Source organism: Alkalimarinus coralli (genome assembly GCF_023650515.1).
Lineage (GTDB): Bacteria > Pseudomonadota > Gammaproteobacteria > Pseudomonadales > Oleiphilaceae > Alkalimarinus > Alkalimarinus coralli.
In genome coordinates, this window is the sequence record NZ_CP096016.1 from 1,809,459 (window position 1) to 1,835,847 (window position 26,389).

The following is a 26,389-nucleotide window of genomic DNA, read 5'->3' on the forward strand; positions in this document are numbered from 1 at the left end:
TCATTGCCCAACCAACCGCAGTCAGCTTTTTTTACACCCAGACAATTACCACTCCCTACCTCAACAAAAAAACAAACCTATCTAGCTGTATTCATTGCATTTTACAATTATGGCCCATGACTTGCTTAATTAGGTTATGTATAAAGCAGTGGATTAAACATAATCCTCATAACTAAAAAAGGAATTAAAGACATGAAAAGACTAGTACTGGCAGCAGCAATCACTGCAGCATCAGCGGCTACTAACGCATCAGTAATTACCAACGTAATAACAGGAACCGATGCAGAAGTACTTGCATACGGTGCCTTTTACGAAAGCAACTTTATAACTTCGACGAAAGAAACGTTTGAAAATGGTTTTACAACCGTTGCTGGCGGCGCAGACAACAGCGGTACAACGGTAAACACCTCAGTTGGCTCGTTTACATCAGAAGCAACTGCTACACCAGGGTCATATGGGGCAACACTGGCTGTTTCTGAAGCATCTACAACAGTATTCTCTGGCCGTAAAAACACTACAGCAGGCGGTACAAACTGGCTAGACAGCAACGATTCAACCAAGGTTGTTTGGGAACTGGCTCTTGATCCTGTTTCATCTTTCAGCGATATCGGCTTCTACTTAAGCGATGTAGGCGATGTTGAAGCATTCCTAAATGTTGAGTTTGACGATGGAACCACTCAATCAATCGACCTTTTGGGTAACACACCAAACGGTAATCTTCAGTACGTCACTGCGCACTTTGACCCAAGCGTAACTTATGCAAAAATTGTTTTTAACAACTTGCTAGCAGACGGTAGCTGGGCTGATAACGATGGCTGGGGTATTGACGACATTATCGTTGGTAAAGTGCCAGAGCCAAGCAGTGTCGCTCTTTTAGGCTTAGGCCTTCTTGGAGCGGGCATGGCTCGTCGCAACAAGAAAGCTTAATCAGCACTTGGATAGTAAAAACCCGGCTTTATGCTGGGTTTTTTACTTTAAAAACAACGACCGCCATTGCATAAAAACCTAATTACAATAAAACCGGCTCAATCTCTAACGAAATACCGAATTTAGATTTTACAGATTTATTTATCCGCTCGGCGAGATTAAGAATATCTGTTGATGAGCCGCTATTATGGTTTATCAGCACTAGCGCCTGCATCGAGTGAACCCCCACTCGTTCTTCACGATACCCTTTCCAGCCTGCCTCCTGAATGAGCCAGCCAGCAGCCAACTTATACAACCCACTGCCGATATCATAAAATACCGTATCGGGATATGTCTCAAGCAGCAAGTCCAGCTTAGCCTTCTCTACCACCGGGTTCTTGAAAAAACTCCCAGCATTGGGCGTACTTTGCACATCAGGCAGTTTACTTTTCCTTGCCTCAATAACTGCATTACTGACATCTTTAGCCGTTATTGCCGCCTTTGGCAGCCTGTTCTTAATATCACCATAAGACGTTTTTAGCTGGCCATTTTTATTAAGCCGCACCTTCACAGAGACAATAATAAATCTACCGGGCAGCCTTTTGAACAGACTGTCTCTATACCCAAAGTCAAGATCAGCCCCTATTAAAGTAATCGGTTCCAAACTGTCGGCCTCAAGGTCGACAACAGACACTTCAACCAGTACGTCTTTAATCTCTACACCATAGGCACCAATATTTTGAACAGGTGCAGCCCCAACAGTTCCGGGGATTAGCGATAAATTTTCAACGCCACTGTAGCCCTGACCTAATGTAAAAAGCACAAAATCATGCCAGTTCTCGCCCGCCCCGACAGTGAAGTCTGCAGTATGGCTATCAATATGCTCGATTTCACGCCCCATAATTGACATACGGATCACAACACCTGAAATATATGGAGATAGAATTACATTACTCCCTCCTCCAAGCAGATGAAGCGCCAAGCCATTATCCCTTGCAAAGCAAATAACCTCACATAACCGCTCAAGATCATGAACCTCGCAGTAATACTCAGCAGTTGAATGGACAGACAGGGTGTTTAAGGTCGTTAAGTCAACATTTCGTTTACACAGCATCATTCAAGCCAGCACAACGAGCAATAAGGGAAGCAGCACAAATCAATCACTTTAAATCCAATAGGTATTTATTCTTTATGTCTCGAAGCAGCCCCTCACAGGCCTCTTCAACAAGGTCAAGCACCGTATTAAACCCCCTATCACCACCGTAATAAGGGTCGGGGACTTCTTGCGCTGCATTGTCAGCAAAATCTAACAGTAGAGAAATCTTTTCCTTGGTTGAGTGATCAGCCATTTCAAACAAGTCTGTGCGGTTAGACTTATCCATCGCCAGGATATAATCAAACACCTCAAAATCTTTCTCTTCTACCTGGCGCGCCCTGATACTTGATAGATCATACCCTCTTTCCTGAGCTGCAAGCTGAGCCCTCTTGTCTGGCGGGTTTCCGGCATGCCAAGCACCGGTTCCTGCGGAGTCAACCATAACCGCACCAGCAAGCCCTTCCCGCTCAAGCAGATGTTCAAATACTCCATGCGCAGTTGGAGATCGGCATATATTTCCCAAGCAGACAAACAGCACCCTAACCATTTATGAACGCCCGCCATTCTGGCTCTCAATTATACGTCTCACCCGATCCAAGTCCTCCTGCGTATCAACTCCCGCTGGAGGTTGTTCGTCCGCAATTGAGACATGTATCTTTTCACCGTTCCAAAGTGCCCTTAATTGCTCAAGACACTCCACCATCTCCATTGGGCACGGATCCCACTTTACATAGGCCTTAAGGAATTTAACCCGGTATGCATAGATACCTATATGGCGATAATAGTTAACACCATCTGGCATTGCTTGATGCTTGATATCTGACAAGGGCCCGAAATGGTCTCTAGCCCAAGGTATCGGCGCTCGACTGAAGTAGCATGCCAGCCCCTTTTCATCAAACACGACCTTAACGACATTGGGGTTGAGTACGCTCTCTAAGTCACCAATGTCTTCACAAAGAGTCGCGATGCTTGCCGTTTGTTCAGCAGCCAGGTTGTGAGCGACCTGATTAATAATTCGCGGCGGAATAAGAGGCTCATCCCCTTGTACATTTACAACAATGTCATCCAGGTAGTAACCTAGTTGAGATACAACCTCTTCCAATCTGTCTGTACCTGAAGGATGATCCGGCGATGTCATAACGACTTTTGCGCCAAAACCTTCGCACACGCTGCGAATCCTCTCGTCGTCAGTCGCAACAATAACTTCTTGAGCCTCAGACAGGCAAGCTTGCTCATATACATGCTGAATCATGGGCTTTCCGGCGATATCCAGCAAAGGCTTTCCAGGGAGCCGACTTGAAGCATAGCGAGCAGGTATGACAACTGAAAAAGACATAGATAAAACCTGATGTATATATTGATGATAAGTATTATTTCAAAACTTGAGTTAAGCGCTTATATCGCCCAACCAGGTTGATGAGAGGCCGGTAAGATAACTTTAGCTACTTTCCAAGCTTTTCGTCTGTGGATAATGTCCTTGCCTCTGTTTCAAGCATAACAGGTATTCCGTCTCGAATAGGGTAAGCGACCCCATCCGCCCTGCAAATAAGCTCTTCTCTATCTCGATCATAATTAACTTCGCCTTTACACAAAGGACAAGCCAATATTGCTAAAAGCTTCTTATCCATTTCTTCTCCCGGGTATTAACCGTCGTCGATAGTATCTAGTTTATTACAAAGGGTATCCATAAAGGTGTTATTCAACTCGGCAGCGACGGGCATGTACCAAACATTTTCAGGTTTGTTTCCCCGGAATAACAATTTACATTTAACTGCATCTTTATGAGTCATGATAACGTCTTTGTTATCATCAAACTGTAGGTCTTCACAACCAAAATCGTGATGATCAGGAAAACTGTGTGGATTTACATTAGCACCAAGCCCTTTCAACGCGAGAAAAAAACGCTCGGGATTACCAATTCCTGCTACTGCATGAACCTCTCTTCCTTTTAAGTACGCTATAGGAAGCTCTCTGTCATCATACACATTAACCAGCTTCACAGGCTTTAGGGACATTTCGAATACAGTATGCTTGTGAGGCATATTTTCAAATACTGACAGCGGGCCACTCCTGCCATTCACAATCACAAAGTCAACACTGGATATTCTTGATTCAGACTCTCTTAAGGGCCCGACAGGTAATAGATGACCATTACCTAACCCTCGTTCACCATCAATTACACATATCTCTACATTCCGGTGAAGCGCATAATGCTGCAAACCGTCATCGCAGATGATCAAGTCACAACCATATTCGACGCAGAGCTTTTCAGCAGCACGCGAACGAACAGGGTCAACCGCAACAGGACACTCGGTCATTTGATGTAGCATGATGGGCTCATCCCCAACCTCAGCAGCCAGTGCTCCCTTTTCGACTATGGTTGGATAGTGGTTGCTTTTACCCCCATAGCCCCGGCTAACTATCCCTGGTTTATAACCCCTTCGTTTAAGCTCAGCAGCTAAATACCCGGTGACTGGAGACTTCCCCGTCCCTCCAACCGAGATATTTCCAACAATGATAACAGGCGCAGAGACTCTTACACGCTTAAGCCAGCCCCATTGATAACACATCTTTCTCACTGCACTGACAATGCCAAACAGAAAGGAAAGAGGTAGAAATAAAAGCACCCATTTTTTATTCTGGTACCATGCTCGTGTAACAGCTTCCGAGATTGTTGACATAAAATTCAATCAACCTATTCACTAAACTGAAGCTTGTGTAGCTGAGCATACAATCCACCACGCTCTAATAGCGCTTCGTGACTGCCTGACTCAACCAAATTACCGCCTTCAATAACTGCAATGGTATTTGCCCCCTCAATCGTTGACAAACGGTGAGCAATAACGATCGTTGTACGCCCCTTCATTACGGTTTCTAACGCGTCCTGGATCAGCTTCTCAGAGTGGGAGTCCAATGCAGATGTTGCTTCATCAAGTATCAATATTGGCGCATCTTTCAACAGCGCGCGAGCAATAGCTAAACGCTGGCGCTGTCCTCCCGACAACAAAACCCCATTATCACCAATTAGAGTGTGTATGCCGTCTGGCATTTCCTCTATAAACTCAAGTGCATGTGCTTTTCTAGCCGCCTCGATGATATCCTCTTCACTTGCCCCGGCTAGAGCCCCGTATGCAATATTGTTTGCAACAGTATCATTGAATAGGGTTACATTTTGCGTAACCAGAGCAATCTGATCTCTTAACGATGATAGCTGATAGTCATTAATATTCGCGCCATCTAATGTAATAGAGCCCGAGGAAGGTTCATAAAATCGAGGAAGCAAGTTTGCAAGTGTCGATTTTCCGCTACCAGAAGGCCCTACTAAGGCGATTGTTTCCCCTTCATTGACGCTTAATGAAATATCTCTCAAAACTGACGGCTTATCATCAGCATAGCTGAAGCTAACATTTTTAAATTCGATATTTCCTTTAACGCGCTCAGCAACCACACTGCCATTATCTACTTCTGTTTCTTCATCTATGACTGTAAACAAATCTTTAGCAGCAGTGACTCCGCTCTGGATAGTTGCATTGACGCTCGTTAGCTGGCGAATGGGCTTTGCCATGGTAGTAGCTGCTGCAATAAACGCCACGAATCCACCGGCGGTCATATTGCCTCTAACTTCTGGAGCTAAAGCAAGCCAAACGAGTATCGCGATAGAAAATGAAACAAGCAGCTGCACGACGGGAGTGCTTAACGATTTTGTCAGCTCCATTTTTAAGCTCTGCACCAAGTTATAGCGACTAGCCTGATTAAACCTTTCACGCTCATAAGCCTCACCACCAAATATGCGAACAACCCTGTACCCACTTACCGCTTCAGACGAGACGTGAGTTACATCACCCATAGAGTTCATGATCCGCTGGCTAAGCTTCCTAAAACGCCGACTCACTGCACTAATAACCAAACCAATTATTGGCCCTATTGCGATAAAAATAAGCGTTAGTTTCCAGTTTTCATAAAGCATTACACCGAGCAGGCCCACAACGGTCAACCCCTCGCGAACAGTTATGGTAATCGCATTGGTCGCAGCCCCGGTTACCTGCTCAACATTGAATGTAATTTTGGACACCAAATGGCCTGATGAGCTTCCATCAAAAAAACGATTAGGAAGCGTCAGAATATTGTTGAATATCTCTGTTCTCAAAGTGTGCACTATTTGGCGTCCAACTTTGGCTATGTAGTAGCCTCCCAGAAACGTACCCACCCCTCTCAACGCAAAAATGCCAACGATCAATGCCGGCACAAACAAGCGGTCTTGGTCAGTGGGGTTTTCCACAGCTGTAACAACATAATCAAGCGACTTGGGCATCAAGGCGCTCGCAGCAGCGTATATAGCATTGCCAAGCAAGCTTAAAAAGAAAATGCCTTTCAAAGGCTTCAAGTAAACCAGAAGGCGTTTATACACCTGCCAGTTAGATGCATTATTTGGCATTACTGTTTCTTGTGTCGACATATTTAACTGCTCTATGGCACACTAACAAATAGCATGCAAAGATAAGCTACTGAGTAGCAAATTAGACGAATTATTAACGAAAAAATGCCAGATTTTATGTTTCTGGCATTCTGCTATGCATTGCTATCCGTAACAGGACGGCGCCTACTATTCGCTAGAGCCCGACCTCTGTGTTGTAATGCTCAAATGAACAAACCCGAGTTTACCTGCTACATCCATTGCCCTGACAACGTATTCATGAGGCGTTTTGGCGTCCGCAGTAATCACAAATGGTAACTTCTTATCACCACCTGAAATTTTCATCACCGCTTTCTTGATGGTATCTTCTTTGTTATTGACCAATGGACGTTCATTAATTGAGAACTCTCCCTTATGGCTAATAATCAACTCTATTTCTTTTACATTACTCGCACTTTTTTCACCCGATGCTTCTGGCAGTTCAATCTCGAGGTGACTCTCTTTAGTAAAAGTGGTTGATACCATAAAGAATATCAACAGCAAAAACACAACATCTATCAGCGGTGTTAGGTTAACGGATACATCTTCATCGACCTGACGTTTAAATTTCACGACGATCAAACTCCATTTGAGTTTATTTCGCGGTCACCATGAACCACTTCAACGAGTTTTACCGCCTCTTGCTCCATGCTGATTACAATTTCTTCCACTCGCCGAATGAAGTATCTATGGAAAATCAGCGCAGGGATTGCTACTGCCAAACCCGCCGCCGTTGTAATCAACGCCTCGGAGATCCCCCCTGCTAATGCAGCTGCATTGCCCGTCCCTTCCAGCTGCAACTGAGCAAAGACCTTTATCATACCAATGACCGTACCGAGCAGTCCAAGTAAAGGCGTAACAGCAGCGATAGTCCCCAGAGCCGTTAAAAATCGTTCCAGCTCATGCACCACATGACTGGCTTCCTCTTCGATACTCTCTTTCATAATATCCCGGCCATGCTTTGCATTACTTAAGCCAGCTGCCAAAATACGCCCTAGGGGGTTCGACTCTTTAAGAGCCTTCATCTTTTTTGAGTTTAATTCTTTATTTTTAATCCAGCCCCACAACTCATTAGCAACTTGCTTGGGCGCAACCTTGCCGATTCTCAAGGTCCAAAAACGCTCCAATATAATTGCCAGCGCCAACACAGAGCAAAGCAATATGGGGATCATTATGGCGCCACCAGGCCTTAACAACTCAAACACACACTATCTCCCTAGATAAGATTTCGGCAATACTCTACCATAAAGTTAATTGTTAACAGTAGCTTATTTGACTCTCTGAATCCAACTTTTAAAATAGCCAAAATGCTTTTTTTAGCTCTCTTTGTTTTTCAAACAACCAGCTATCATTCTCCTTTCGAAAAACAACAGCGCCATCTGTCGCAGTATTCGAAATTCTTGCGCCAGAATTTTCAACTCGCTCAATAACATCAGGGTGGGGATGATGAAACCTGTTCTTATAGCCTGATGAAAAAACAACTACATCAGGGTCGGCATAGTTTAACAAAGCGCTGCTTGTCGCATTCTTACTCCCGTGGTGGCCTGCTACCAAGATATCGACCTTAAGCCTTTCTTTGTAACGGTTGACGATGAGTTTTTCGGCTTTCTTTTCAATATCTCCCATCAAAAGAATGGATATGCCATTCAGTTCGAGTCTCACAGCACAGGAGTGGTTGTTGGCTGATAGCGGTCTGTTTAAGAAACCAGGAACATAGAGAAACTGCACCGAATACCAGCCTGTTGATTGGTATTCACCATCTTTACAATACTTAGTCTTATTTGACGTCTCAAGTCGCTCTGGCTGACCGGATATCAAATTCCCTATTGTAAACTCAGATTCGACATCTTTTAACCCGCCTGCGTGATCCTCATCTCCGTGACTTATAATCATCGCGTCGATATGCTTTATCCCTCTAGCCTTTAAGTATGGAATCAGTGATCTTTGTGACGCACTACCCTGACGGTATGCTGGCCCCGTATCATATACCAGCGCGCTACGACCATTTACAGCTGCAAAAGACAACCCTTGCCCAACATCAAAAACCACAAGTTCTGTCACGTTCTCATGGCTAGTAGTTGACTTAAACCAAAACAGAAACCCTGCAACCAGCACCAACCAGACTTTAACACCTCTAAGCGTCGGCAGTAACAACAGCCATAGCGTAAAGATTGCCACGGGTGCAACTAGCAGCAGCGGTGCAGCCTCAACCTCAAGCACGGAGAAACCATCAAATAACTCAAGAAAATGAAACAACACCTCTAAAGACTTATCTGCCATATATAACAGCTTTACAGAAACCCAACTTGAAAACGGGCTAGCAATAAGCCCCGCGAAAATCAGAGGCACGGTCACCACGCCAACTAAAGGGATTGCAACAAAATTAGCAATCAAAGACGTATAGCTAAGACCAATTCCCGTAGCCAATAGCGCAGGACTCAAGCCCACAAAAATAACCCACTGCATCAGAGCTGATTGCTTTATCCACAAAATATTATTTTTTGAGCCAGCTTTGATGGTAATAGAGAATGCAAAGAATAGTGCCCAAACAGCGATAAATGACAGCCAAAACCCATAATCCAGGACTGCATTGGGGTCTACGAGTAAAACCGCTGCGGCTGCAAATAACAACCGAGTGTTTGGGCGAAGCCGCCGCCTGGCCAAACCGCACAGCGAATAAACAAGCAACATGATCAACGCCCGCTGCGTGGAGACAAGAAAACCGGCCATTGCTGCATAGGCAAGCGCACACAGCAAGGCAAATGATATGCAGGATAGAGGTTTTAGAAAATACACCTTCGAATAAACGGCATCGCCTACCACTCGTTTCAAACTGCGCCATATCATCGTCGCAGCCCCCAGAGCGAAGCCGAATACCAGCCCGATATGTAGCCCGGAGATAGCTATCAAGTGCTGTGTGCCAGTACTCTTCAGTGTAGCCCAGTGATTTGAATCTATATCACCACGAAAACCAATCGACAGCGCCTTAATGAGCGCAACATGTTCGATATCATTCGAAAGTCTCTCCAGATATGAACTAACGCGTATTCTTAATGCTGTTATCTGACACCCAGGCCATCGACTCAAGCAACTGTTAGCAGTAGGAAGAGAGTCTGCATCGGCCGTGGGTTTCCTTACATAACCTACAGCACTTATTCCTTTTCGGAAAAGCCACTTTTCATATATAAACCCGTATGGATTTACCATACCGTGCGGCCTTTTTAGTCGAACCACCAGCTCCTTAGCGCCCTCCAAGTCAATCTGGTCGCGTGTGTACCACGACAACTTTATTCGGAGACCGGTTGCGACATTACTACCATCACCATTACTACTATCACCATTACTACTATCACTTGCGCCAGCGGCTAAACGAAGAGAAACGTCACACAATTCAAATACGGTAGCCAGCTCCTTTCTTTTAGGGACAGAGCAAACATAGCCAGTAGCGTAAAGGTCAACCCCCTCGTATTGGGATTCTATTGCATCGTTTTTGATTGTTTCAGAATAAAAACTGGACCAGACTATGGCCAATAGAAAAAATGATACCCACCTGATTCTTGCCAAAAACAAAAAAATAACTATTGATGAGATAAGAAGTGAAATATTGCAAGCAGCCGGTAGAAGCGTTCCCCACAGATGAAAAGCAACTACGCCAGCCAAGTACGCGATCATCCATGAGCGCATAGTTGGGCCTCAAAAAATTTAAGATAAATAGTAAATATTGACTAAAACCAATAGCCAATCTTGTTTTGTAACTCTAAAATTGGGTTAACCTTACTAACAACCATGCGTCATTTTATATGCCAAAGAGAATTCTCAAACGTATTTTCCCTGATCCACAGAAAATTAAAGAGATTAAAGCGCTTCATTTTTTAGGTGATGTTCTTCATGAACCTAATTTGTGGCATATAAACCGCCATGCAGTAGCTAAAGCTTTTCTAGTAGGGATTTTCTGGTGCTTCATCCCTATCCCTTTTCAAATGGTTGTCGCAGCAGTATTTGCAATTTGGCTTAACTGCAACTTACCGATTTCAGTTGCGCTCGTTTGGATCAGCAACCCGTTAACCATGCCCCCTATGTTTTATTTCAATTACTGGGTTGGAGCAGCAATCCTTAACAAGCCACTGATAGGATATGAGTTTGAGCTAAGCTGGCAATGGATCAGCGATAAGGTTATTGAAGTTGGAATTCCACTCTATTTTGGGTCAATTATTTGCGGAGTATTTTTCGCAGTCACTTGCTATACGCTGGTGCAGTTTTTTTGGAAGAAAAAGGTAAGAAAAAACTGGCACGATCGTCAACAGAAGCGTCGGTCTCAAGCCTGACCATCATAAATAATCAAACCAAACGACCAACTGAAAAAGCTTGGCGTTAGTAAAAAGTCTCTAACAAACTAACAGCGCTTAATTGCTGGTTAGCTATACAAGCCAGTAGTTCAAGTAATATCTGTGAGTGACTTGTCTTCCAAGTGCAAAACGCGATCCATCTTTCTAGCCAACGACAGGTCGTGGGTAACCACCACGAAACTTGTCTTCAGCTGCGCTTTAAGTTCAAGTATAAGCGCCTGAACTTTATCTGCGGTTCCTTCATCGAGATTCCCCGTAGGCTCATCCATCAGCACACAATTCGGGTCATTAACCAACGCTCTAGCAATGGCTACCCGCTGCCTTTCCCCCCCTGATAACTCGGAAGGCTTATGGTCAAAGCGTTCCTCCAGCCCAACACGGGCCAACAACTCTTTTGACTTATTTATCGCATGCTCTTTGCGTGTTTTACCAATAAGTAGCGGCATGCAAACATTTTCAAGCGCGGAAAACTCTGGCAACAAGTGATGAAACTGGTATACAAACCCCAGATACTCGTTTCGAACACGCCCTTTTTTCCGCTCGGTCAACGCATGAACATCATGACCATTAACCCAAACACTGCCGCTGTTAGGCTTATCAAGCCCTCCCAACAGGTTTAGCAGCGTTGTTTTGCCAGACCCGGAGCTCCCCAGAATTGCAACAGACTCTCCTTCATTCAGGGAAAAGTCAACTGCATCGAATATAGAGAGTCTTCCCTTCCCTTCTTTGTACGACTTAGACAGTCCCTGAGCTCTTAGAATATAGTTACTCATACCTTAACGCCTCAGCCGGATCCACCTTTGAAGCACGCCACGCGGGGTAGATAGTCGCCAATACACTCATAGCGAAGCCCGCACCACAGACCAGAAAGACATCACTCCACAGCAACTGGGACGGCAGATAGCTAATAAAGTAAACATCTGCATTTAAAAACTGATGCCCCATAACCGTTTCCACCCACTTAATAATCGAGCTAACGTTAAGTGAGAGCAAAATACCCGCCGCCGTACCAAGCAAGTTTCCGATTAAGCCAATAAATGTACCCTGCATAATAAATATAGTCATGATCGCACCGGGGCTTGCCCCCATTGTTCTAAGAATTGCGATATCCGACTTTTTATCGGTGACAACCATCACCAACGTTGAGACGATATTAAACGCCGCAACAGCAACAATCATCATTAGAAGCAATCCAATCATGGTCTTTTCCATCTTAATCGCTTGAAACAGGTTGCCGTGCGTTCTGGTCCAGTCACTGCTGAAATAGCCTGTAGGCAGCTCCTTGGCAATTTCGTTGGCAATCCTCGGAGCCTTAAACAAGTCAATCATTTTAAGACGAATACCATGAACCTCATTCTGCAGCCGTAGTACTTTTGCCGCATCCTCCATATGCACCAGCGTCAACGTACTATCAAGATCAGCACCTACTTTGAATATACCTTTAATCGTAAAGCGCTTTAGTCGGGGGAAAACACCCGCTGGCGTTATCGACGCTTCAGGCAACACAATAGTAATCTTGTCGCCTAAATCTACCCTAAGGTAGTTGGCCAGGAGGTTACCAATGACGATTCCAAACTCACCTGCTTGCAGATCATGTATGGAGCCTGCCACCATATGGTCAGATATAATGGAGACTTCATCTTCCTGTTCTGGCAGGATTCCGTTCATCAGAATCCCTCGAACACCACTGCCATGAGTTACCATTCCCTGGGCTTTAATAAAAGGAGCCGCAGCAACAATATCCGGCCTTTTAGTCGCGGCCTCATCAATAGATTGCCACTCTTCCATGTTGCCATAGTGCTTAATAACCGCATGAGGAACCATGCCGAGAATGCGCTCCTTCAGCTCCCGATCAAATCCATTCATCACTGACATGACCGTAATGAGAACCGCTACCCCCAATGTCAACCCGATCATTGACGTTAACGAGATAAAGGAAATGAAGTGGTTACTTCGCTTTGCGGCTGTATAGCGTAAGCCGATAAATATAGGGTAAGGTCTAAACATGGCGGAATTAAAACACACATAAATTCAAAACAATAGACCTTTACTTTTAAAAATAAGTGTTAAACTTTAGTTAGGCGTTATTCGAAAATAACATCCCAGCTAAAATCGTCGATGTTTAACAAATAAGAACTCACAATTTTAAGCACTCACAATATTAAGAACCAAGAATTTTGCGGTATGAAACACCATGTCTAACCCACAAGCTATCGAGCGACGACAATTCTATCGGGTAAGTGATAGAGCAATAGTAGACATTAAAAAATTGGACACTATTGATGCTGATGCGGAGTCCCAATTTAGTCTAACTCCGACTTTTTCGGTACTACGGGAGTTTCATCAAGTAGACCTGGAGTCAAAACACCTTCTTCGCCAGATTAGCGACAAGGACAAAAGCCTGGGTTTGTACTTAAAAAGTCTGAACACAAAGCTGGATGCACTCGCAAGAGGCATTGCGCTTAATAATCACTCTATTGACGAGTCCAACCTAACCGATATAAACCTGAGTGAAGGTGGGGTATCTGTTCGCACCACCAACCCGCTACCTGATAACACCCCCGTCGCCATTCAATTTATTTTATTGCCATCCTTCACTAGCCTCATATTGAAAGGCGTCATTATCAGTAGCGACGATCAAAGCGACGGCCACACCCTCCACGTTAAATTCCATGAACCAGACAAATTCAACCAGCAACTCATCGCCAGGCATATAATCCGAAAGCAGAGTAGAGACAGAAAAGTTACGAGAATTAACTAGCCCCCTCCACTATACCGCTATTTCCAGCACAAAAAGTTACACAATGTTTTAGATAGCATCTATTCTGATGTTAGAAGATCCTATATAAAACGTATACTTAGCTTTATCAGTTTGCTAGTAAGCAAACATAACAACTTCACATAATAACGAGCATCCCATGAACAAAAAAATTACGCTGATTGCGTGCGGAATATTATCAACCTGCCTTTTTTCAATGACTAGCGTTGCAGAAACAATAAAAATCGGCGTGTCCGAACAAGCTTCTGAGAACAAGAGTATTAACCGGCCACAAGTTGGCATGACGATGGAAAAGGTGAAAGAGTATTTTGGCAACCCTGTCAAAATAAGTGGCCCAACGGGAAAACCTGCTATTTATCAGTGGAAATATGCTGACTTTACCGTCTATTTTGAGGGAGAATACGTGATACACAGTGTCCTCCACCCTTCAAAAACAGAAAAGAAACAAAATGAGTAACGCTAAACTCCAACTCCCTCCCGAGTGGACAGATCAAAACGCAGTTTTACTAACATGGCCACACGAAAATACTGATTGGAAGCCTATTCTGGATGAAGTGGAAACACTATATTTCCAATTAGCCAAGGAAATTCTAAAGAGAGAAAGTTTAATTATCAGCTGCGGTGACAGTGAAAAGGTTGATGTTATTAAATCCGTGCTAAGCAAGCACGCTTTTCATTCGCTGCATGTATCTTATATACCATCCAATGATACATGGGCCAGAGATCATGGCCCTATCACCGTATACCATGAAGAAACGGCCAGGCTTCTTGACTTCAATTTCAACGCCTGGGGCGGAAAGTTCAGTTTCGAAAAAGACAACCTTATCAACACCCACCTTGCAAAGATAGATGCTTTGCAGCAATACCAAGACAGTAAAGTTAATATGGTTTTGGAAGGCGGAGCGATTGAGTCCAACGGAGAAGGCGTGCTACTCACAACAAGTGAGTGTCTTCTGTCACCAACCAGAAACCCCGAACTATCTAAATCCCAGATCGAGCATAAGCTAAAAGAGCTGTTAGGTGTAAAGCAGGTTCTGTGGTTAGATCATGGTTACCTTTCTGGTGACGACACCGATAGCCACATCGACACCCTCGCTCGCTTTTGTGCGCACGACCTCATTTGCTACGTTAAGTGTAATGACAAAAATGACGAGCATTTTGAAGCACTAAGCAACATGGAAGCGCAACTAATGTCTTTCAGGCAACCAGGGGGAGAACCATATCGTTTAGTCCCGCTCCCGATGGTAGAACCCATTATTGAAAAAGGAGAGCGATTACCTGCAACCTACGCAAACTTTCTTATTATCAATGGGGCCGTCTTGTTTCCTGTTTACGGTGTAAAACAAGACGAAGAAGCGATAAAGGCGATACAGCATTGCTTCCCAGACCGGGAAATAATCCCCATCAACTGCAAAACCTTAATAAAACAGCACGGAAGTTTGCATTGTATAACCATGCAAATTCCCTCACCTAAACTGAACACGACCCAAATTAGAGCTCAGCAAAAACCTGCTATGGAGATCCCCAACGGATGACCACTACCGCAAAGACGAAACGACTTAAAGTTGCAGCTATTCAACAACGCTGCTCTAGCGATAAAGATATTAGCCTTAAGTCAACCGAGGAAAAAATTCGACTCGCTAGCGCTGAAGGCGCAAAACTAGTGGTACTACAAGAACTTCACGCAACACTTTACTTTTGCCAAACAGAAGATGTTAGCGTGTTTGATCTCGCAGAAACGATTCCTGGTTATACCACCGCGTTTCTGTCCAACTTGGCAAAAGAACTCAATATCGTCATTGTCGCGTCAGTATTCGAGAAAAGAGCCACTGGTATATATCACAATACTGCAGTGGTCATTGAGACCGACGGAAACATCGCAGGCACTTATAGAAAGATGCATATACCTGACGACCCTGGTTTCTATGAAAAATTTTACTTTACCCCCGGTGATGCGATTACCAATGAAGGAGATAGCGGTTTCACTCCTATCTCGACAAGCGTTGGAAAGCTTGGGGTGTTGGTTTGCTGGGATCAATGGTATCCAGAAGCTGCTCGTTTAATGGCACTGTCTGGCGCAGAGATATTGATATACCCAACGGCTATTGGGTGGGACGTAAACGATGATAAAGACGAGCAGGCACGCCAGTTAGATGCGTGGGTTACCGTACAACGAGGCCATTCGGTCGCGAATAACCTCCCTATTATTACGCCAAACAGAGTGGGCGTCGAAAAAGACCCTTCCGGGCAATCAGAAGGTATTCAGTTTTGGGGAAACAGCTTTATTACCGGCCCACAAGGAGAGGTACTTAACCGCGCCAGTTCAGACAATGAAGATGTACTGATTGCAGATATCGATATGGACCGCTCTGAGAATGTTAGGCGGATATGGCCATATTTTCGAGACAGAAGAGTCGATGCTTATGCTCAAATAACGCGTCGGTATATAGACTGAAGCCCCAGACTAAACGCCCATCCTTTAAGAAATAGGGACAACCATGTCTAATCCACTAAAACAAACGATAGACACACTTAACACGGTACTGCTTGGAAAAAGTCATCAAGTAAAACTTGCGCTTACTTGCTTACTGGCAAAAGGCCATCTTCTAATCGAAGATATACCCGGACTTGGCAAAACCACACTGTCTCATGCACTCGCAAGCTGCCTTGGCCTAAGCTACAACAGAATTCAGTTTACCAGTGACCTTTTGCCGTCTGATCTACTGGGTATCAATATATTCGACAAGAACAAGGCCGAGTTTGTTTTTCACCCTGGCCCCGTTTTTTCTCAAATAGTGCTTGCAGACGAAATAAACAGAGCGACCCCTAAAGCACAGAGCGCTCTTTTAGAAGCAATGGAGGAGCGCCAGGTTACGATTGAAGGTGTAACCAGGTCGTTACCACTTCCCTTCTTTGTTATAGCTACCCAAAACCCTCTAGAGCAGTCTGGAACATACCCGCTTCCAGAATCACAACTCGACCGTTTTCTAATGAGAATTAGTCTAGGCTACCCGGCTCCTCAATCAGAAAAAGAGTTACTCCTCGGCGTAGACCGAAGGGATATAATCAAAACCCTGTCGACGCTGCTAACATATGACTCGCTGGTTGAGCTCCAGACAAAAGTTGACAGCATTACTGCTACAGAACCGTTAATTGATTATATACAGCGAATAATTCTATATACTCGGGAAAACGCACCTTACGGTCAAGGGCTGTCTCCCAGAGGCGGACTAGCGTTACTTAAGGCGTCAAAGGCATGGGCCCTAGTCGAAGGGCGAAATAGCGTATTACCGGATGATGTTCAAGCCGTTCTGCCCAGTGTCGTTGAGCATAGACTCGGTTCTAATAGCTCAATAAGCCAAGCCGCATCAAATAAAATTATTCAAACTGTTGATATTTTCTAATATAGAACCCATCTAATAGCATTAGCTTGAGAACAGTTTAGTTTCAAGCCCATGGCAATGGCACACAGGTTATGTCCAAGCAGCGACTACTTTGACGCGAATGGCCACGATCATTTATTATCGCACCACCTGCTAGACCAACATTACTCGGAGAAGATAGACCCCCATGAGCGCAGTTAAGCATTGTAAAACACTAATTCTAGGGTCCGGCCCTGCCGGCTATACCGCAGCAGTATACGCAGCCAGGGCTAATCTAAACCCTGTTATCGTTACAGGTATTCAGGCAGGTGGCCAGCTGACTCAAACGACTGATGTCGACAACTGGCCGGGTGACGCCCAAGGCGTTCAAGGCCCTGAATTGATGCAGCGCATGCAAGAGCATGCAGAGCGATTTGACACCGAAGTTATTTTTGATCACATAAACGAAGCTGACCTATCCTCACGCCCGTTTACATTAAAAGGTGATTCAGGCACCTACACATGTGATGCATTAATAATCGCTACTGGGGCATCTGCACAATATCTCGGACTTGAATCCGAAGAGAAATTCCAGGGGCAAGGTGTTAGTGCATGCGCTACCTGCGATGGTTTTTTCTACAGAAACAAAAAGGTCGCCGTTATTGGTGGCGGTAACACAGCCGTTGAAGAAGCACTATATCTTTCGAATATCGCAAGCGAGGTCACGCTTATTCACCGAAGAGACAAGCTTCGCTCCGAGAAGATTTTACAGGACAAGTTATTTGAAAAAGCCAAAAACGGCAATATAAAGATTGAATGGAACACAACACTTGATGAGGTGTTGGGTGATGAGACCGGTGTAACCGGAATCAGAATCAAGCGCACGGAAAGCGGAGAAACGGAAGATCTCGATCTATCAGGCGTTTTTATTGCAATTGGACACAAACCCAACACCGATCTTTTCGAAGGACAGCTTGAGATGAGCAATGGCTACCTTACGATCAAAACCGGTCTGAACGGGAATGTGACCGCGACCAGCGTTCCAGGGGTGTTCGCAGCGGGAGACGTAACCGATCAGGTTTACCGTCAAGCCATCACATCAGCAGGGTTTGGCTGCATGGCAGCACTTGACGCTGAAAAATTCCTGGACTCGGAATAAACCGGGTTTCAAGTGCTTTGACTTTAAGTAGCCAGGTTTAACGTACTTGGGCTTTAAGTGCATAGTCAGAGGGAGATAAATAATCTCTTTCTGACTATCAGGCTTTTATTTATACAAGACCAGCTCTTGTAATATAGATCGCAACATTTATGTCTCATATTCCCTGGCTAACAAGTTCTCTTGAGTTCCCTGATCCCTCTACCGCCTTGACCGACCCGGATGGTTTGTTGGCAGCGGGTGGAGACCTTTCTCCAAGCCGTATCATTAAAGCCTACAAAAAAGGAATATTCCCCTGGTTTAGCGACGATCAACCAATACTTTGGTGGTCACCTAATCCTCGCTGCGTCATTTTTCCCAAGAAAGTCCACATATCCAGAAGCCTTAGAAAAAAACTTAACAAGCAAAGCTTTACCGTTACGTTCGATAAGGATTTTCCGGCCGTTATTCAATGCTGCTCAGACTCACGTAGCGAAGAAGCCGGAACCTGGATTACAGAAGACATGCTCGAGGCATACATTGCCTTACACCAACGAGGCGTCGCTCATTCAGTAGAAGTATGGCAAGAGGGCCAGCTAATTGGCGGTCTTTATGGGCTTAGCATCGGCCGGTGTTTTTTTGGAGAGTCTATGTTTTCATATGCCACCGACGCATCAAAAATTGCGTTTGTCTATCTATGTAAGCAGCTAGATAGCTGGGGCTACAGTATCATTGATTGCCAGGTTCAAAACCCACACCTACTGACCCTTGGTGCAGAAACTATTCAACGCACGGAATTTCAAACTATACTAGATAACAACGTTAATGCTCACCCTGCTCAACACAAATGGGCATTTGATTGGGAGTGGCCAAGAAATACGGGTGCAAGTGATCAAAAATAGTGGTTCAAGTGGTCTAAAATAGTGAGAGTGGTTTACTGTGTCTAGCCTTCAAACACTTATTTTCTATGCAACGCCAGAACATGACTGCAGTTACCTTGAAGGAAAAAAGGCAACAACCATGTTCGTAGACCCCAGGGCAAAGATCAATAAAGATCTATACTCCAAGCTGTCAGTGCTTGGTTTTAGGCGAAGTGGAAACCACTACTATCGGCCGCATTGCGGGCAATGCCAAGAGTGTATCCCAATCAGGCTCCCGGTAAATAGCTTTACACCAAGTCGCAATCAAAAGAGAAACCTAAAGAAAAATATCGGCATCGAAACATCAATAACCCCCCCGGAATTTTACCAGAAGCATTACGACCTTTATGAGAAATATATTATTGCACGGCATTCGGACGGAGATATGTATCCGCCCAATGAAGAGCAATATCGATCCTTTTTAGTGGAATGCAACCCGGGAACATTTTTTCTGGAATTTAAATATAAGGGCGAATTGATTGGTGTGTCCGTCATTGATGAGCTGATTGATGGCCTTTCATCGGTCTATACATACTTTGACCCAGCGTCGTCAGATAGAAGTTTGGGCGTTTTTTCAATTTTATGGCAGATTGAAGAGTGTAAACGCCGCGCTCTAAATCATCTCTATCTGGGCTACTGGATCAAAAACTGCCGTAAAATGGAGTATAAAACACTCTATAAGCCCGTCGAATTCTTAATAAATGGCCAGTGGACTCTCTATAACCCTGATAAAACCATTTAATCAACAAATATTTTGCCAATTCAATCTAATTCAGGCAAAATGTCGCTCTTTTCAGGCCGTGGTCAATTAGACCATTGCTTCTGACCGAATTGTTGAACGAGGTTTTTGCTTAATGGCGAAGGAAGACGTGATCGAAATGGAAGGGACAATTGTCGATACCCTTCCAAACACCATGTTTCGTGTAGAACTGGAAAACGGCCACATCGTAACGGCTCACATTTCCGGCAAGATGAGAAAGAACTATATTCGAATCCTGACTGGCGACAAAGTGAAAGTAGAACTAACGCCTTACGATCTGAGTAAAGGCCGTATAGTATACAGAGCGCGTTAATACCTAGACGTTAAGATCTGAATACATTAGTACGAAAACCGTGTTCAATTAATTTTAACGGTTAGAATTAAAAAGGGTGCGTTCGCACCCTTTTCTTTTATCTACTTTTTTGCCTGATCTATATAGAAGCTAAACTGCTACAGCCTCATAATTAAAGACAATCTCACCATCCCTTACCGTTACAAACACATCTCCACCCGCTTCGGACAGATCGCCAAACAAGATCTCTTCTGCCAAAGGCTTCTTGATAACATCCTGTATCACTCTCGCCATCGGTCTCGCTCCCATATTGACATCGTAACCACGCTCTGCCAATAGCAGTTTTGCTTCGTTATCAACATGCAAAACCACACGTTTGTCGTCAAGCTGAGCCTGTAATTCCGTTAAGAACTTATCGACAACATAAGTAATCGATGATTTGGCCAACGGTGCAAATTGAATAATGCCATCAAGCCTGTTTCTAAACTCTGGCGTGAACATTTTGTTGATAGCTTCCAGCCCGTCTGTACTGTTATCTTGCTCACTAAAGCCCATAGAGCGCCTGCTAATCAGATCAGCCCCGGCATTAGTTGTCATGACCAAGATCACATGACGGAAATCGGCTTTCCTTCCATTATTATCAGTCAGCGTGCCATGATCCATTACCTGCAACAACAAGTTGAATACTTCAGGGTGCGCCTTTTCAATTTCGTCCAGCAACAAAACACAATGAGGGCTTTTGTTAACTGCTTCGGTCAATAGACCACCCTGGTCAAAACCAACATAACCTGGGGGTGCCCCGATCAAGCGAGAAACAGTATGTCTCTCCATATATTCGGACATATCGAATCGAACCAGTTCAATACCCAGCACTTTCGATAGCTGTCTTGTCACCTCAGTCTTACCAACTCCGGTAGGACCTGAGAATAAAAATGCACCATCAGGTTTCTCAACCGACTTGAGACCAGCTCTGGCCAGCTTTATAGCCGTCGACAATGACTCGATAGCGGGATCCTGACCAAACACAACCATCTTCAAATCACGCTCAAGATTTTTCAGCTGATCCTTATCTGACGTTGACACACTTTTCGGTGGAATTCTCGCTATAGAAGCAACAATATCTTCAATAGTCTGAACACCTATCACCTTTTTACGCTTGTTGGCAGGCTTCAGCCGCTGACTAGCACCCGCTTCATCAATAACGTCAATCGCCTTATCAGGCATATGACGATCAGTAATATAGCGATCAGCCAGCTCAGATGCCGCTCTAAGCGCTTTGTCGGTGTACTTTAGGTCATGATGCGCTTCAAATTGTGTCTTTAACCCCTTTAGAATCTTATAGGTGTCTTCGACATCAGGTTCATTCACATCAATCTTCTGAAAACGTCGTGCCAGCGCACTATCTTTTTCAAAAATCCCCCTAAACTCAGAGAACGTAGTAGAACCGATGCATCGAATCTCACCAGAACTCAATAGTGGCTTCAGCAAGTTGGCCGCATCCATCACACCTCCTGACGCTGAGCCTGCACCGATTATGGTGTGTATTTCATCAATAAATAAGATGGCGTGATCCTGCTTCTTCAATTCAGCCAACAACTGCTTGAATCGTTTTTCAAAATCACCACGGTACTTGGTACCCGCTAACAGCGCTCCCAAATCCAGCGAGTAAACATCAGCATCCGCTATAATATCCGGCACATCACCATCTACTATTTTCTTCGCCAACCCTTCTGCAATTGCTGTTTTACCAACACCGGCTTCACCGACCAACAGTGGGTTGTTTTTGCGCCGCCTTGAAAGTATCTGAACAACACGCTCGACCTCGGACTCTCGGCCAATTAAAGGGTCGATCCTTCCTTTATTTGCCAACTCGTTCAGATTGGTTGCAAAACTTTCCAGAGGGTTTGCTGCTGTTCCGTCTTCTGTGACTTCTTCCTGGTTTTCATTCTCACCGGGGTGTTCGTGGTCATGATCATGATGCCCTGGTACTTTGGAAATCCCATGAGATATGAAATTCACGACATCAATACGTGCCACATTCTGTTTTTTCAGAACGTATACGGCCTGGCTTTCCTGCTCGCTAAATATTGCAACCAGCACATTGGCGCCGGTTACTTCTTTTTTGCCAGAGGACTGGACATGGAATACAGCTCTCTGCAACACCCGCTGAAAACCGAGAGTCGGCTGAGTTTCCCTATCGTCATCACTCGTCGGAATCAGCGGCGTCGTAGAGTCAACAAACTCAACCAGTTCGTTTCTTAATAAAGATAAATCAGCAGCACAAGCGCCAAGCACTTTTATTGCGTCATCGTTATCCAGAAGCGCGAGTAGCAAATGCTCAACCGTCATAAACTCATGACGCTTCTCTCTGGCACTCCTAAATGCTGTATTAAGTGTAAGTTCGAGGTCTTTGCTTAGCATCGTTCACCCCAAGTAGTGCTAATTATTCTCAAGTTATGTGTCCATTATTATGTTTTAGTAGAGGTTATGGAAACTGAGCAAGCTCTTTAATCCACTTTCTCTATTTCGCACAACAATGGGTGCTCACACTCTGATGAGTACTGGTTTACCAGCGCAGCCTTTGTCTCGGCTATATCTCGCGTAAACACACCACATACCGCTTTACCTTGTGTGTGTACGGCCAGCATTACCTGTGTGGCCTTCTCTTCATTCATACCAAAAAACGTTGTCAGTATTTCTACCACAAAGTCCATTGGTGTGTAGTCATCATTCAGCAAGACCACTTTATACATAGATGGCCTTCTAAGAGCAGGTTTGCTTGGCGCTACTGCCAGCCCCCCTTCTCGATCATGCTGATGATCACCCTCTTGATTTAATATTAGTAGACTATTTTCAAAAGTACTCATAGCTCAACGTTAATTTTTACAATTTTACTGAATTTGCATTTTCAAAAGCGCTCAAAAGACACTTAATAGAAACACCACAAAAAGCCCAGATAAGGCCCATCAATACACCGAGCTCTAAATATTCTCTTCTTTAGTATTTGGGGCTAAATAAGAAATATAAACCCTATGCCCGAACCTTAATAGTCCAAATGTAAAAAATACTACAGTCAAATCGCCAAAACTTACCATTCTGCCCTTGACTAACGGCCAATTATGGTAAAAAGTAACAGTACTGTTTCTGGAATTTACCATTCTGAAATAAATAAAAATAACATTAGGCATTAAATTCAGTGCCGGCAATAAAAGATCAGACAAGGGAGTCGATTATGCCTGTAGGTACAGTTAAGTGGTTCAATAATTCAAAAGGCTATGGTTTTATTATTGAGGAAGGAGGCACCGAAGACCTTTTTGCTCACTTTTCATCAATCCAGATGGAAGGGTATAAAACACTTAAAGCAGGTCAAAAAGTTGTTTTCGAAAAACAAGTAGCAGGTAAAGGTATTCACGCAGTGAATATTTCTTCGCTGGAGGTTCAACAACCGACGCCGATAAAAGCCGCTGAGACATCTGCTGAAAAACCGTCGACAGATAGTGAAGGCAATACGGGCAGCATTGCAATTTCCGCTTAACACCCCGAAACCATAAATCCACTACCCGAGACGTAGTGGATTGCCCACACCCAGTTATACGGGAGGCTGTAGTGCGGCTTATTTGTTATTCCTCTAGCTAAACCGCCCCTCGCGCCCTAGAGTCAGCCTTTTCAATTATATTGGTGGCATTCAGTTATTTAGGCACTTATTTTACGCATAGCCCGTGCTAAGATTCATAACATCAAACATTTGAGCCGCCCCTCTACACATAATCTACAGCAGCGCAAAAATATGGCCCTTCTCATACTGTTAAACAAGCCGTTTAACGTCTTGTCGCAATTCACTGACGACAACAACCGTGCCACCCTGGCCGACTACATAAACACTAAAAACGTATATCCAGCGGGTCGACTCGACTATGACTCAGAAGGCCTTCTGCTTCTTACAGACAATGGCTCTCTTCAGCATAGAATAACAGACCCAAAGCAGAAGCTTCCCAAAACGTACTGGGTGCAGGTCGAAGGGACGCCAAGTTGTGAGAGTATTGCCTTACTAAGAAGCGGTGTAGATCTGAAAGACGGTAAAACGGCCCCCGCTAAGGCAAAACTAATTCCAGAGCCAAATATCTGGGCAAGAGTCCCTCCCATTAGGCAACGTAAAAACGATCAGACTTCATGGATATCATTAACCATCACTGAAGGAAAGAACAGGCAGGTTAGACGAATGACCGCCGCAATCGGCCACCCTACCTTGCGCCTCATTAGGTATAGTATTGGCGACTGGACTATTGACCACTTAAAGCCTGGCGAGCACTCGAGTACGCAAATAAATATACCCGCTACAACTAAAAAAACTCAGCAAAAGTACCACCCACCGCGACCGAATAAGCGCACATATCAACCATCAAAAAAGAAAAATTAGTTAAAATATACTGAGAGCTTTGTACGACGTTATGAGCGAATCAAAGACAAGGCAAAACATGACGAAAAAGCGCAGTTTATGGTCTATAAGTCCCGGTCGACCCAGGAGAGCGCACCATTTTGAGTCATTTTTTAACGCTGTATTTGTAAGCGCAGTAGTCGTGCAAAGCTCTCATACTAACAAATATTGAAGAGACCATTATGACTTGGACACCTCATGCAACCGTTGCTGTTGTTGTAGAAAAGGACAGTAAGTTTTTACTTGTAAAAGAGCGCAGCCATGGAGAGATAGTCTTCAACCAACCTGCAGGCCACGTAGAGGAAGGTGAATCAATACTTGATGCAGCCATCAGGGAAACGCTTGAAGAGAGCGGCTGGGAAGTAGAACTTGAGTCTGTCATTGGCCTTTACACATATAAAGCCCCGGCTAACGGAGTGACTTATTACCGGATTTGTTTTTCTGCAAAGGCGATACAGAAGGTCTCTGACGAGCTTGACTCTGACATAATATCAGAGCATTGGCTAACCTATGATGAAGTAACCGCAATCGAAAACCAACTGAGGAGCCCACTTGTAAAACGCTGCATCGATGATTTCCGTGATAACAGGCGCTACCCTCTTTCTATAATCTACGAAACACCAGCCGCAAAAATATGAAACACCCGCTCCGTCTAAAAACCAGGCTTTTTGTTAAAAGAGCTAACATAAACAGAGCCCAATCGTTAGAATAGGTTCCAGGCTTGTATTTTTGGCTTCAGCCCCCATGTTAATTGCCTATTCACTTTCGATCCTTTTAATAATTGAACTATAGACTGTATGAGTATCCCAGAAAATACCAGAGTTATCGTCGGCATGTCGGGCGGCGTAGATTCGTCAGTATCAGCCCTTCTTCTACAACAGCAAGGTTATCAAGTTGAAGGCCTGTTCATGAAGAACTGGGATGAAGACGATGGCACTGACTACTGCACCGCGATGCAAGATCTGGAAGATGCCCAGGCCGTCAGCGACAAACTGGGGATCAAACTGCATACAGCAAGCTTTGCCGCTGAGTATTGGGATAGAGTATTTGAGTACTTTCTTGCTGAGTACAAAGCTGGCAGAACCCCAAACCCCGATATTTTGTGCAATAAAGAGATTAAATTTAAGGCATTTCTCGATTATGCATTAACACTGGGCGCAGACTATATAGCCACTGGGCATTATGTTCGAAAAAAAGTCGTCGATGGTCACGCCTGCCTCTTCAAAGGGCTCGATAGCAATAAAGATCAAAGCTATTTTCTGCACCTGGTTTCAGAAGACAAAATTGAAAAAACACTGTTCCCGGTAGGTGAGCTCGAGAAACCAGACGTTAGAAGACTCGCTCTTGAGCATGACCTTATCACCCATGACAAAAAAGACAGTACAGGAATATGCTTTATTGGGGAGCGAAAATTTAAAGACTTCCTGCAACAGTATCTTCCTGCCCAACCCGGAAACATAGTGACCGAAGACGGCGAAATCATAGGCCAGCACCAGGGACTTATGTATCACACAATAGGTCAAAGACAAGGGCTAGGCATAGGAGGTCTTCAATCCCACGGAGAAGCCCCTTGGTATGTTGCCCAAAAAAACCTGGAAAAGAACGAATTACTTGTTGTACAAGGAAAGAACCACCCTTTACTGTTCTCCTCCGCACTGACTGCGCAGCGCATTGAATGGATTAACAGTGATCATCCAGGGCTTCCGTTGAAGTGCGTAGCTAAAACTCGCTACAGACAACCCGACCAGGCCTGCACAGTCACCCTGGGAGATTCAAATGAAATTGTGGTTACCTTTGATCAGCCACAAAGAGCCATTACGCCAGGACAGTCTCTTGTGATCTATGATGGGGATAAGTGCCTGGGAGGCAGTATTATAGAATCAACATTATAAACAACGCATAAGC

General features: G+C 44.4%; 27 protein-coding genes and 1 pseudogene. 15 read left to right on the forward strand and 13 right to left on the reverse strand.

Features of this window, described 5'->3' with window-relative positions; all coding sequences use genetic code 11:
* The first annotated feature begins 192 nt into the window (after nucleotides 1–192).
* Nucleotides 193–927 carry a PEP-CTERM sorting domain-containing protein gene (locus MY523_RS08010; protein ID WP_250658263.1) on the forward strand — a complete coding sequence of 245 codons (735 nt, stop codon included), beginning with the start codon at nucleotides 193–195 and terminating at the stop codon, nucleotides 925–927.
* A gap of 82 nt (nucleotides 928–1,009) precedes the next feature.
* Here the strand turns inward: MY523_RS08010 and murB are convergent, their stop codons facing one another.
* The 9 genes from murB to MY523_RS08055 all read right to left on the reverse strand — a co-directional run bounded on the left by murB (nucleotide 1,010) and on the right by MY523_RS08055 (nucleotide 10,139).
* Nucleotides 1,010–2,023 (reverse strand): UDP-N-acetylmuramate dehydrogenase, encoded by a 1,014-nt coding sequence (gene murB / locus MY523_RS08015; protein ID WP_250658264.1) that lies wholly within the window; start codon nucleotides 2,021–2,023, stop codon nucleotides 1,010–1,012.
* 43 nt (nucleotides 2,024–2,066) lie between these two features.
* Entirely contained in the window at nucleotides 2,067–2,549 is a 483-nt protein-coding gene (locus MY523_RS08020) for a low molecular weight protein-tyrosine-phosphatase (RefSeq protein WP_250658265.1), read from the reverse strand.
* Nucleotides 2,550–3,338: a 3-deoxy-manno-octulosonate cytidylyltransferase gene (gene kdsB / locus MY523_RS08025; protein WP_250658266.1), complete on the reverse strand. Its 789-nt coding sequence runs from the start codon at nucleotides 3,336–3,338 to the stop codon at nucleotides 2,550–2,552.
* 106 nt (nucleotides 3,339–3,444) lie between these two features.
* Nucleotides 3,445–3,630, reverse strand: a complete 186-nt coding sequence (locus MY523_RS08030; RefSeq protein WP_250658267.1) for a Trm112 family protein — start codon at nucleotides 3,628–3,630, stop codon at nucleotides 3,445–3,447.
* Between the two features lie 15 nt (nucleotides 3,631–3,645).
* Nucleotides 3,646–4,683 carry a tetraacyldisaccharide 4'-kinase gene (gene lpxK, locus MY523_RS08035; protein WP_250658268.1) on the reverse strand — a complete coding sequence of 346 codons (1,038 nt, stop codon included), beginning with the start codon at nucleotides 4,681–4,683 and terminating at the stop codon, nucleotides 3,646–3,648.
* A gap of 14 nt (nucleotides 4,684–4,697) precedes the next feature.
* Nucleotides 4,698–6,458, reverse strand: a complete 1,761-nt coding sequence (gene msbA / locus MY523_RS08040) for a lipid A export permease/ATP-binding protein MsbA (protein ID WP_250658269.1) — start codon at nucleotides 6,456–6,458, stop codon at nucleotides 4,698–4,700.
* 147 nt (nucleotides 6,459–6,605) lie between these two features.
* Nucleotides 6,606–7,028: an ExbD/TolR family protein gene (locus tag MY523_RS08045; protein ID WP_250658270.1), complete on the reverse strand. Its 423-nt coding sequence runs from the start codon at nucleotides 7,026–7,028 to the stop codon at nucleotides 6,606–6,608.
* Nucleotides 7,029–7,033: 5 nt separating this feature from the next.
* A complete protein-coding gene (pocA, locus tag MY523_RS08050; RefSeq protein ID WP_250658271.1) occupies nucleotides 7,034–7,660 on the reverse strand; it encodes a flagellar polar localization protein PocA in 627 nt (208 codons plus the stop codon).
* An 88-nt stretch (nucleotides 7,661–7,748) separates the two neighbouring features.
* Nucleotides 7,749–10,139, reverse strand: a complete 2,391-nt coding sequence (locus MY523_RS08055; RefSeq protein WP_250658272.1) for a DNA internalization-related competence protein ComEC/Rec2 — start codon at nucleotides 10,137–10,139, stop codon at nucleotides 7,749–7,751.
* A gap of 116 nt (nucleotides 10,140–10,255) precedes the next feature.
* On the opposite strand from MY523_RS08055, the gene MY523_RS08060 reads away from it, so the two are divergent.
* Nucleotides 10,256–10,780, forward strand: a complete 525-nt coding sequence (locus MY523_RS08060) for a DUF2062 domain-containing protein (protein ID WP_250658273.1) — start codon at nucleotides 10,256–10,258, stop codon at nucleotides 10,778–10,780.
* A gap of 110 nt (nucleotides 10,781–10,890) precedes the next feature.
* On the opposite strand, the gene lolD is transcribed toward MY523_RS08060, so the two are convergent.
* The gene (gene lolD / locus MY523_RS08065; protein WP_250658274.1) at nucleotides 10,891–11,574 is read right to left on the reverse strand and encodes a lipoprotein-releasing ABC transporter ATP-binding protein LolD; all 684 of its coding nucleotides are present in this window, start codon (nucleotides 11,572–11,574) and stop codon (nucleotides 10,891–10,893) included.
* Nucleotides 11,567–12,808 carry a lipoprotein-releasing ABC transporter permease subunit gene (locus tag MY523_RS08070; RefSeq protein ID WP_250658275.1) on the reverse strand — a complete coding sequence of 414 codons (1,242 nt, stop codon included), beginning with the start codon at nucleotides 12,806–12,808 and terminating at the stop codon, nucleotides 11,567–11,569. The genes lolD and MY523_RS08070 overlap by 8 nt, the downstream gene beginning before the upstream one ends.
* 187 nt (nucleotides 12,809–12,995) lie before the next feature.
* Here MY523_RS08070 and MY523_RS08075 point away from each other — a divergent pair, with 187 nt between their 5' ends.
* The 9 genes from MY523_RS08075 (at nucleotide 12,996) to infA (ending at nucleotide 20,070) form a co-directional block, all read left to right on the forward strand.
* Nucleotides 12,996–13,562 (forward strand): PilZ domain-containing protein, encoded by a 567-nt coding sequence (locus MY523_RS08075; RefSeq protein WP_250658276.1) that lies wholly within the window; start codon nucleotides 12,996–12,998, stop codon nucleotides 13,560–13,562.
* Between the two features lie 157 nt (nucleotides 13,563–13,719).
* Nucleotides 13,720–14,037, forward strand: a complete 318-nt coding sequence (locus MY523_RS08080; RefSeq protein WP_250658277.1) for a hypothetical protein — start codon at nucleotides 13,720–13,722, stop codon at nucleotides 14,035–14,037.
* On the forward strand, nucleotides 14,030–15,115 hold the full coding sequence (locus MY523_RS08085) for an agmatine deiminase family protein (RefSeq protein WP_250658278.1): 1,086 nt from the start codon (nucleotides 14,030–14,032) through the stop codon (nucleotides 15,113–15,115). The genes MY523_RS08080 and MY523_RS08085 overlap by 8 nt, the downstream gene beginning before the upstream one ends.
* Nucleotides 15,112–16,035 carry a carbon-nitrogen hydrolase gene (locus tag MY523_RS08090; protein WP_250658279.1) on the forward strand — a complete coding sequence of 308 codons (924 nt, stop codon included), beginning with the start codon at nucleotides 15,112–15,114 and terminating at the stop codon, nucleotides 16,033–16,035. The genes MY523_RS08085 and MY523_RS08090 overlap by 4 nt, the downstream gene beginning before the upstream one ends.
* Nucleotides 16,036–16,078: 43 nt before the next feature.
* Nucleotides 16,079–16,984, forward strand: coding sequence for an AAA family ATPase (locus MY523_RS08095; RefSeq protein WP_250658280.1), 906 nt, complete (start codon nucleotides 16,079–16,081; stop codon nucleotides 16,982–16,984).
* 166 nt (nucleotides 16,985–17,150) lie between these two features.
* Nucleotides 17,151–18,101: a thioredoxin-disulfide reductase gene (trxB, locus tag MY523_RS08100; RefSeq protein ID WP_250658281.1), complete on the forward strand. Its 951-nt coding sequence runs from the start codon at nucleotides 17,151–17,153 to the stop codon at nucleotides 18,099–18,101.
* A 149-nt stretch (nucleotides 18,102–18,250) separates the two neighbouring features.
* Nucleotides 18,251–18,979 carry a leucyl/phenylalanyl-tRNA--protein transferase gene (gene aat / locus MY523_RS08105; RefSeq protein ID WP_250658282.1) on the forward strand — a complete coding sequence of 243 codons (729 nt, stop codon included), beginning with the start codon at nucleotides 18,251–18,253 and terminating at the stop codon, nucleotides 18,977–18,979.
* A 37-nt stretch (nucleotides 18,980–19,016) separates the two neighbouring features.
* The gene (locus tag MY523_RS08110; RefSeq protein WP_250658283.1) at nucleotides 19,017–19,739 is read left to right on the forward strand and encodes an arginyltransferase; all 723 of its coding nucleotides are present in this window, start codon (nucleotides 19,017–19,019) and stop codon (nucleotides 19,737–19,739) included.
* Nucleotides 19,740–19,851: 112 nt separating this feature from the next.
* The gene (infA, locus tag MY523_RS08115) at nucleotides 19,852–20,070 is read left to right on the forward strand and encodes a translation initiation factor IF-1 (RefSeq protein WP_250658284.1); all 219 of its coding nucleotides are present in this window, start codon (nucleotides 19,852–19,854) and stop codon (nucleotides 20,068–20,070) included.
* A gap of 129 nt (nucleotides 20,071–20,199) precedes the next feature.
* Here infA and clpA read toward each other — a convergent pair whose 3' ends face one another.
* Entirely contained in the window at nucleotides 20,200–22,470 is a 2,271-nt protein-coding gene (gene clpA, locus MY523_RS08120; RefSeq protein WP_250658285.1) for an ATP-dependent Clp protease ATP-binding subunit ClpA, read from the reverse strand.
* Between the two features lie 86 nt (nucleotides 22,471–22,556).
* A complete protein-coding gene (gene clpS, locus MY523_RS08125) occupies nucleotides 22,557–22,916 on the reverse strand; it encodes an ATP-dependent Clp protease adapter ClpS (protein WP_250658286.1) in 360 nt (119 codons plus the stop codon).
* 365 nt (nucleotides 22,917–23,281) lie between these two features.
* On the opposite strand from clpS, the pseudogene MY523_RS08130 reads away from it, so the two are divergent.
* The 4 genes and pseudogenes from MY523_RS08130 to mnmA all read left to right on the forward strand — a co-directional run.
* Nucleotides 23,282–23,485 (forward strand): annotated as a pseudogene (locus tag MY523_RS08130) (cold shock domain-containing protein); the annotation flags it as partial.
* 351 nt (nucleotides 23,486–23,836) lie between these two features.
* Nucleotides 23,837–24,466, forward strand: coding sequence for a pseudouridine synthase (locus MY523_RS08135; RefSeq protein ID WP_250658287.1), 630 nt, complete (start codon nucleotides 23,837–23,839; stop codon nucleotides 24,464–24,466).
* A 200-nt stretch (nucleotides 24,467–24,666) separates the two neighbouring features.
* Nucleotides 24,667–25,122: an NUDIX hydrolase gene (locus MY523_RS08140; protein ID WP_250658288.1), complete on the forward strand. Its 456-nt coding sequence runs from the start codon at nucleotides 24,667–24,669 to the stop codon at nucleotides 25,120–25,122.
* Nucleotides 25,123–25,281: 159 nt separating this feature from the next.
* Complete coding sequence (gene mnmA / locus MY523_RS08145; RefSeq protein ID WP_250658289.1) at nucleotides 25,282–26,376, forward strand: tRNA 2-thiouridine(34) synthase MnmA; 1,095 nt, start codon at nucleotides 25,282–25,284, stop codon at nucleotides 26,374–26,376.
* Nucleotides 26,377–26,389 lie beyond the last annotated feature (13 nt).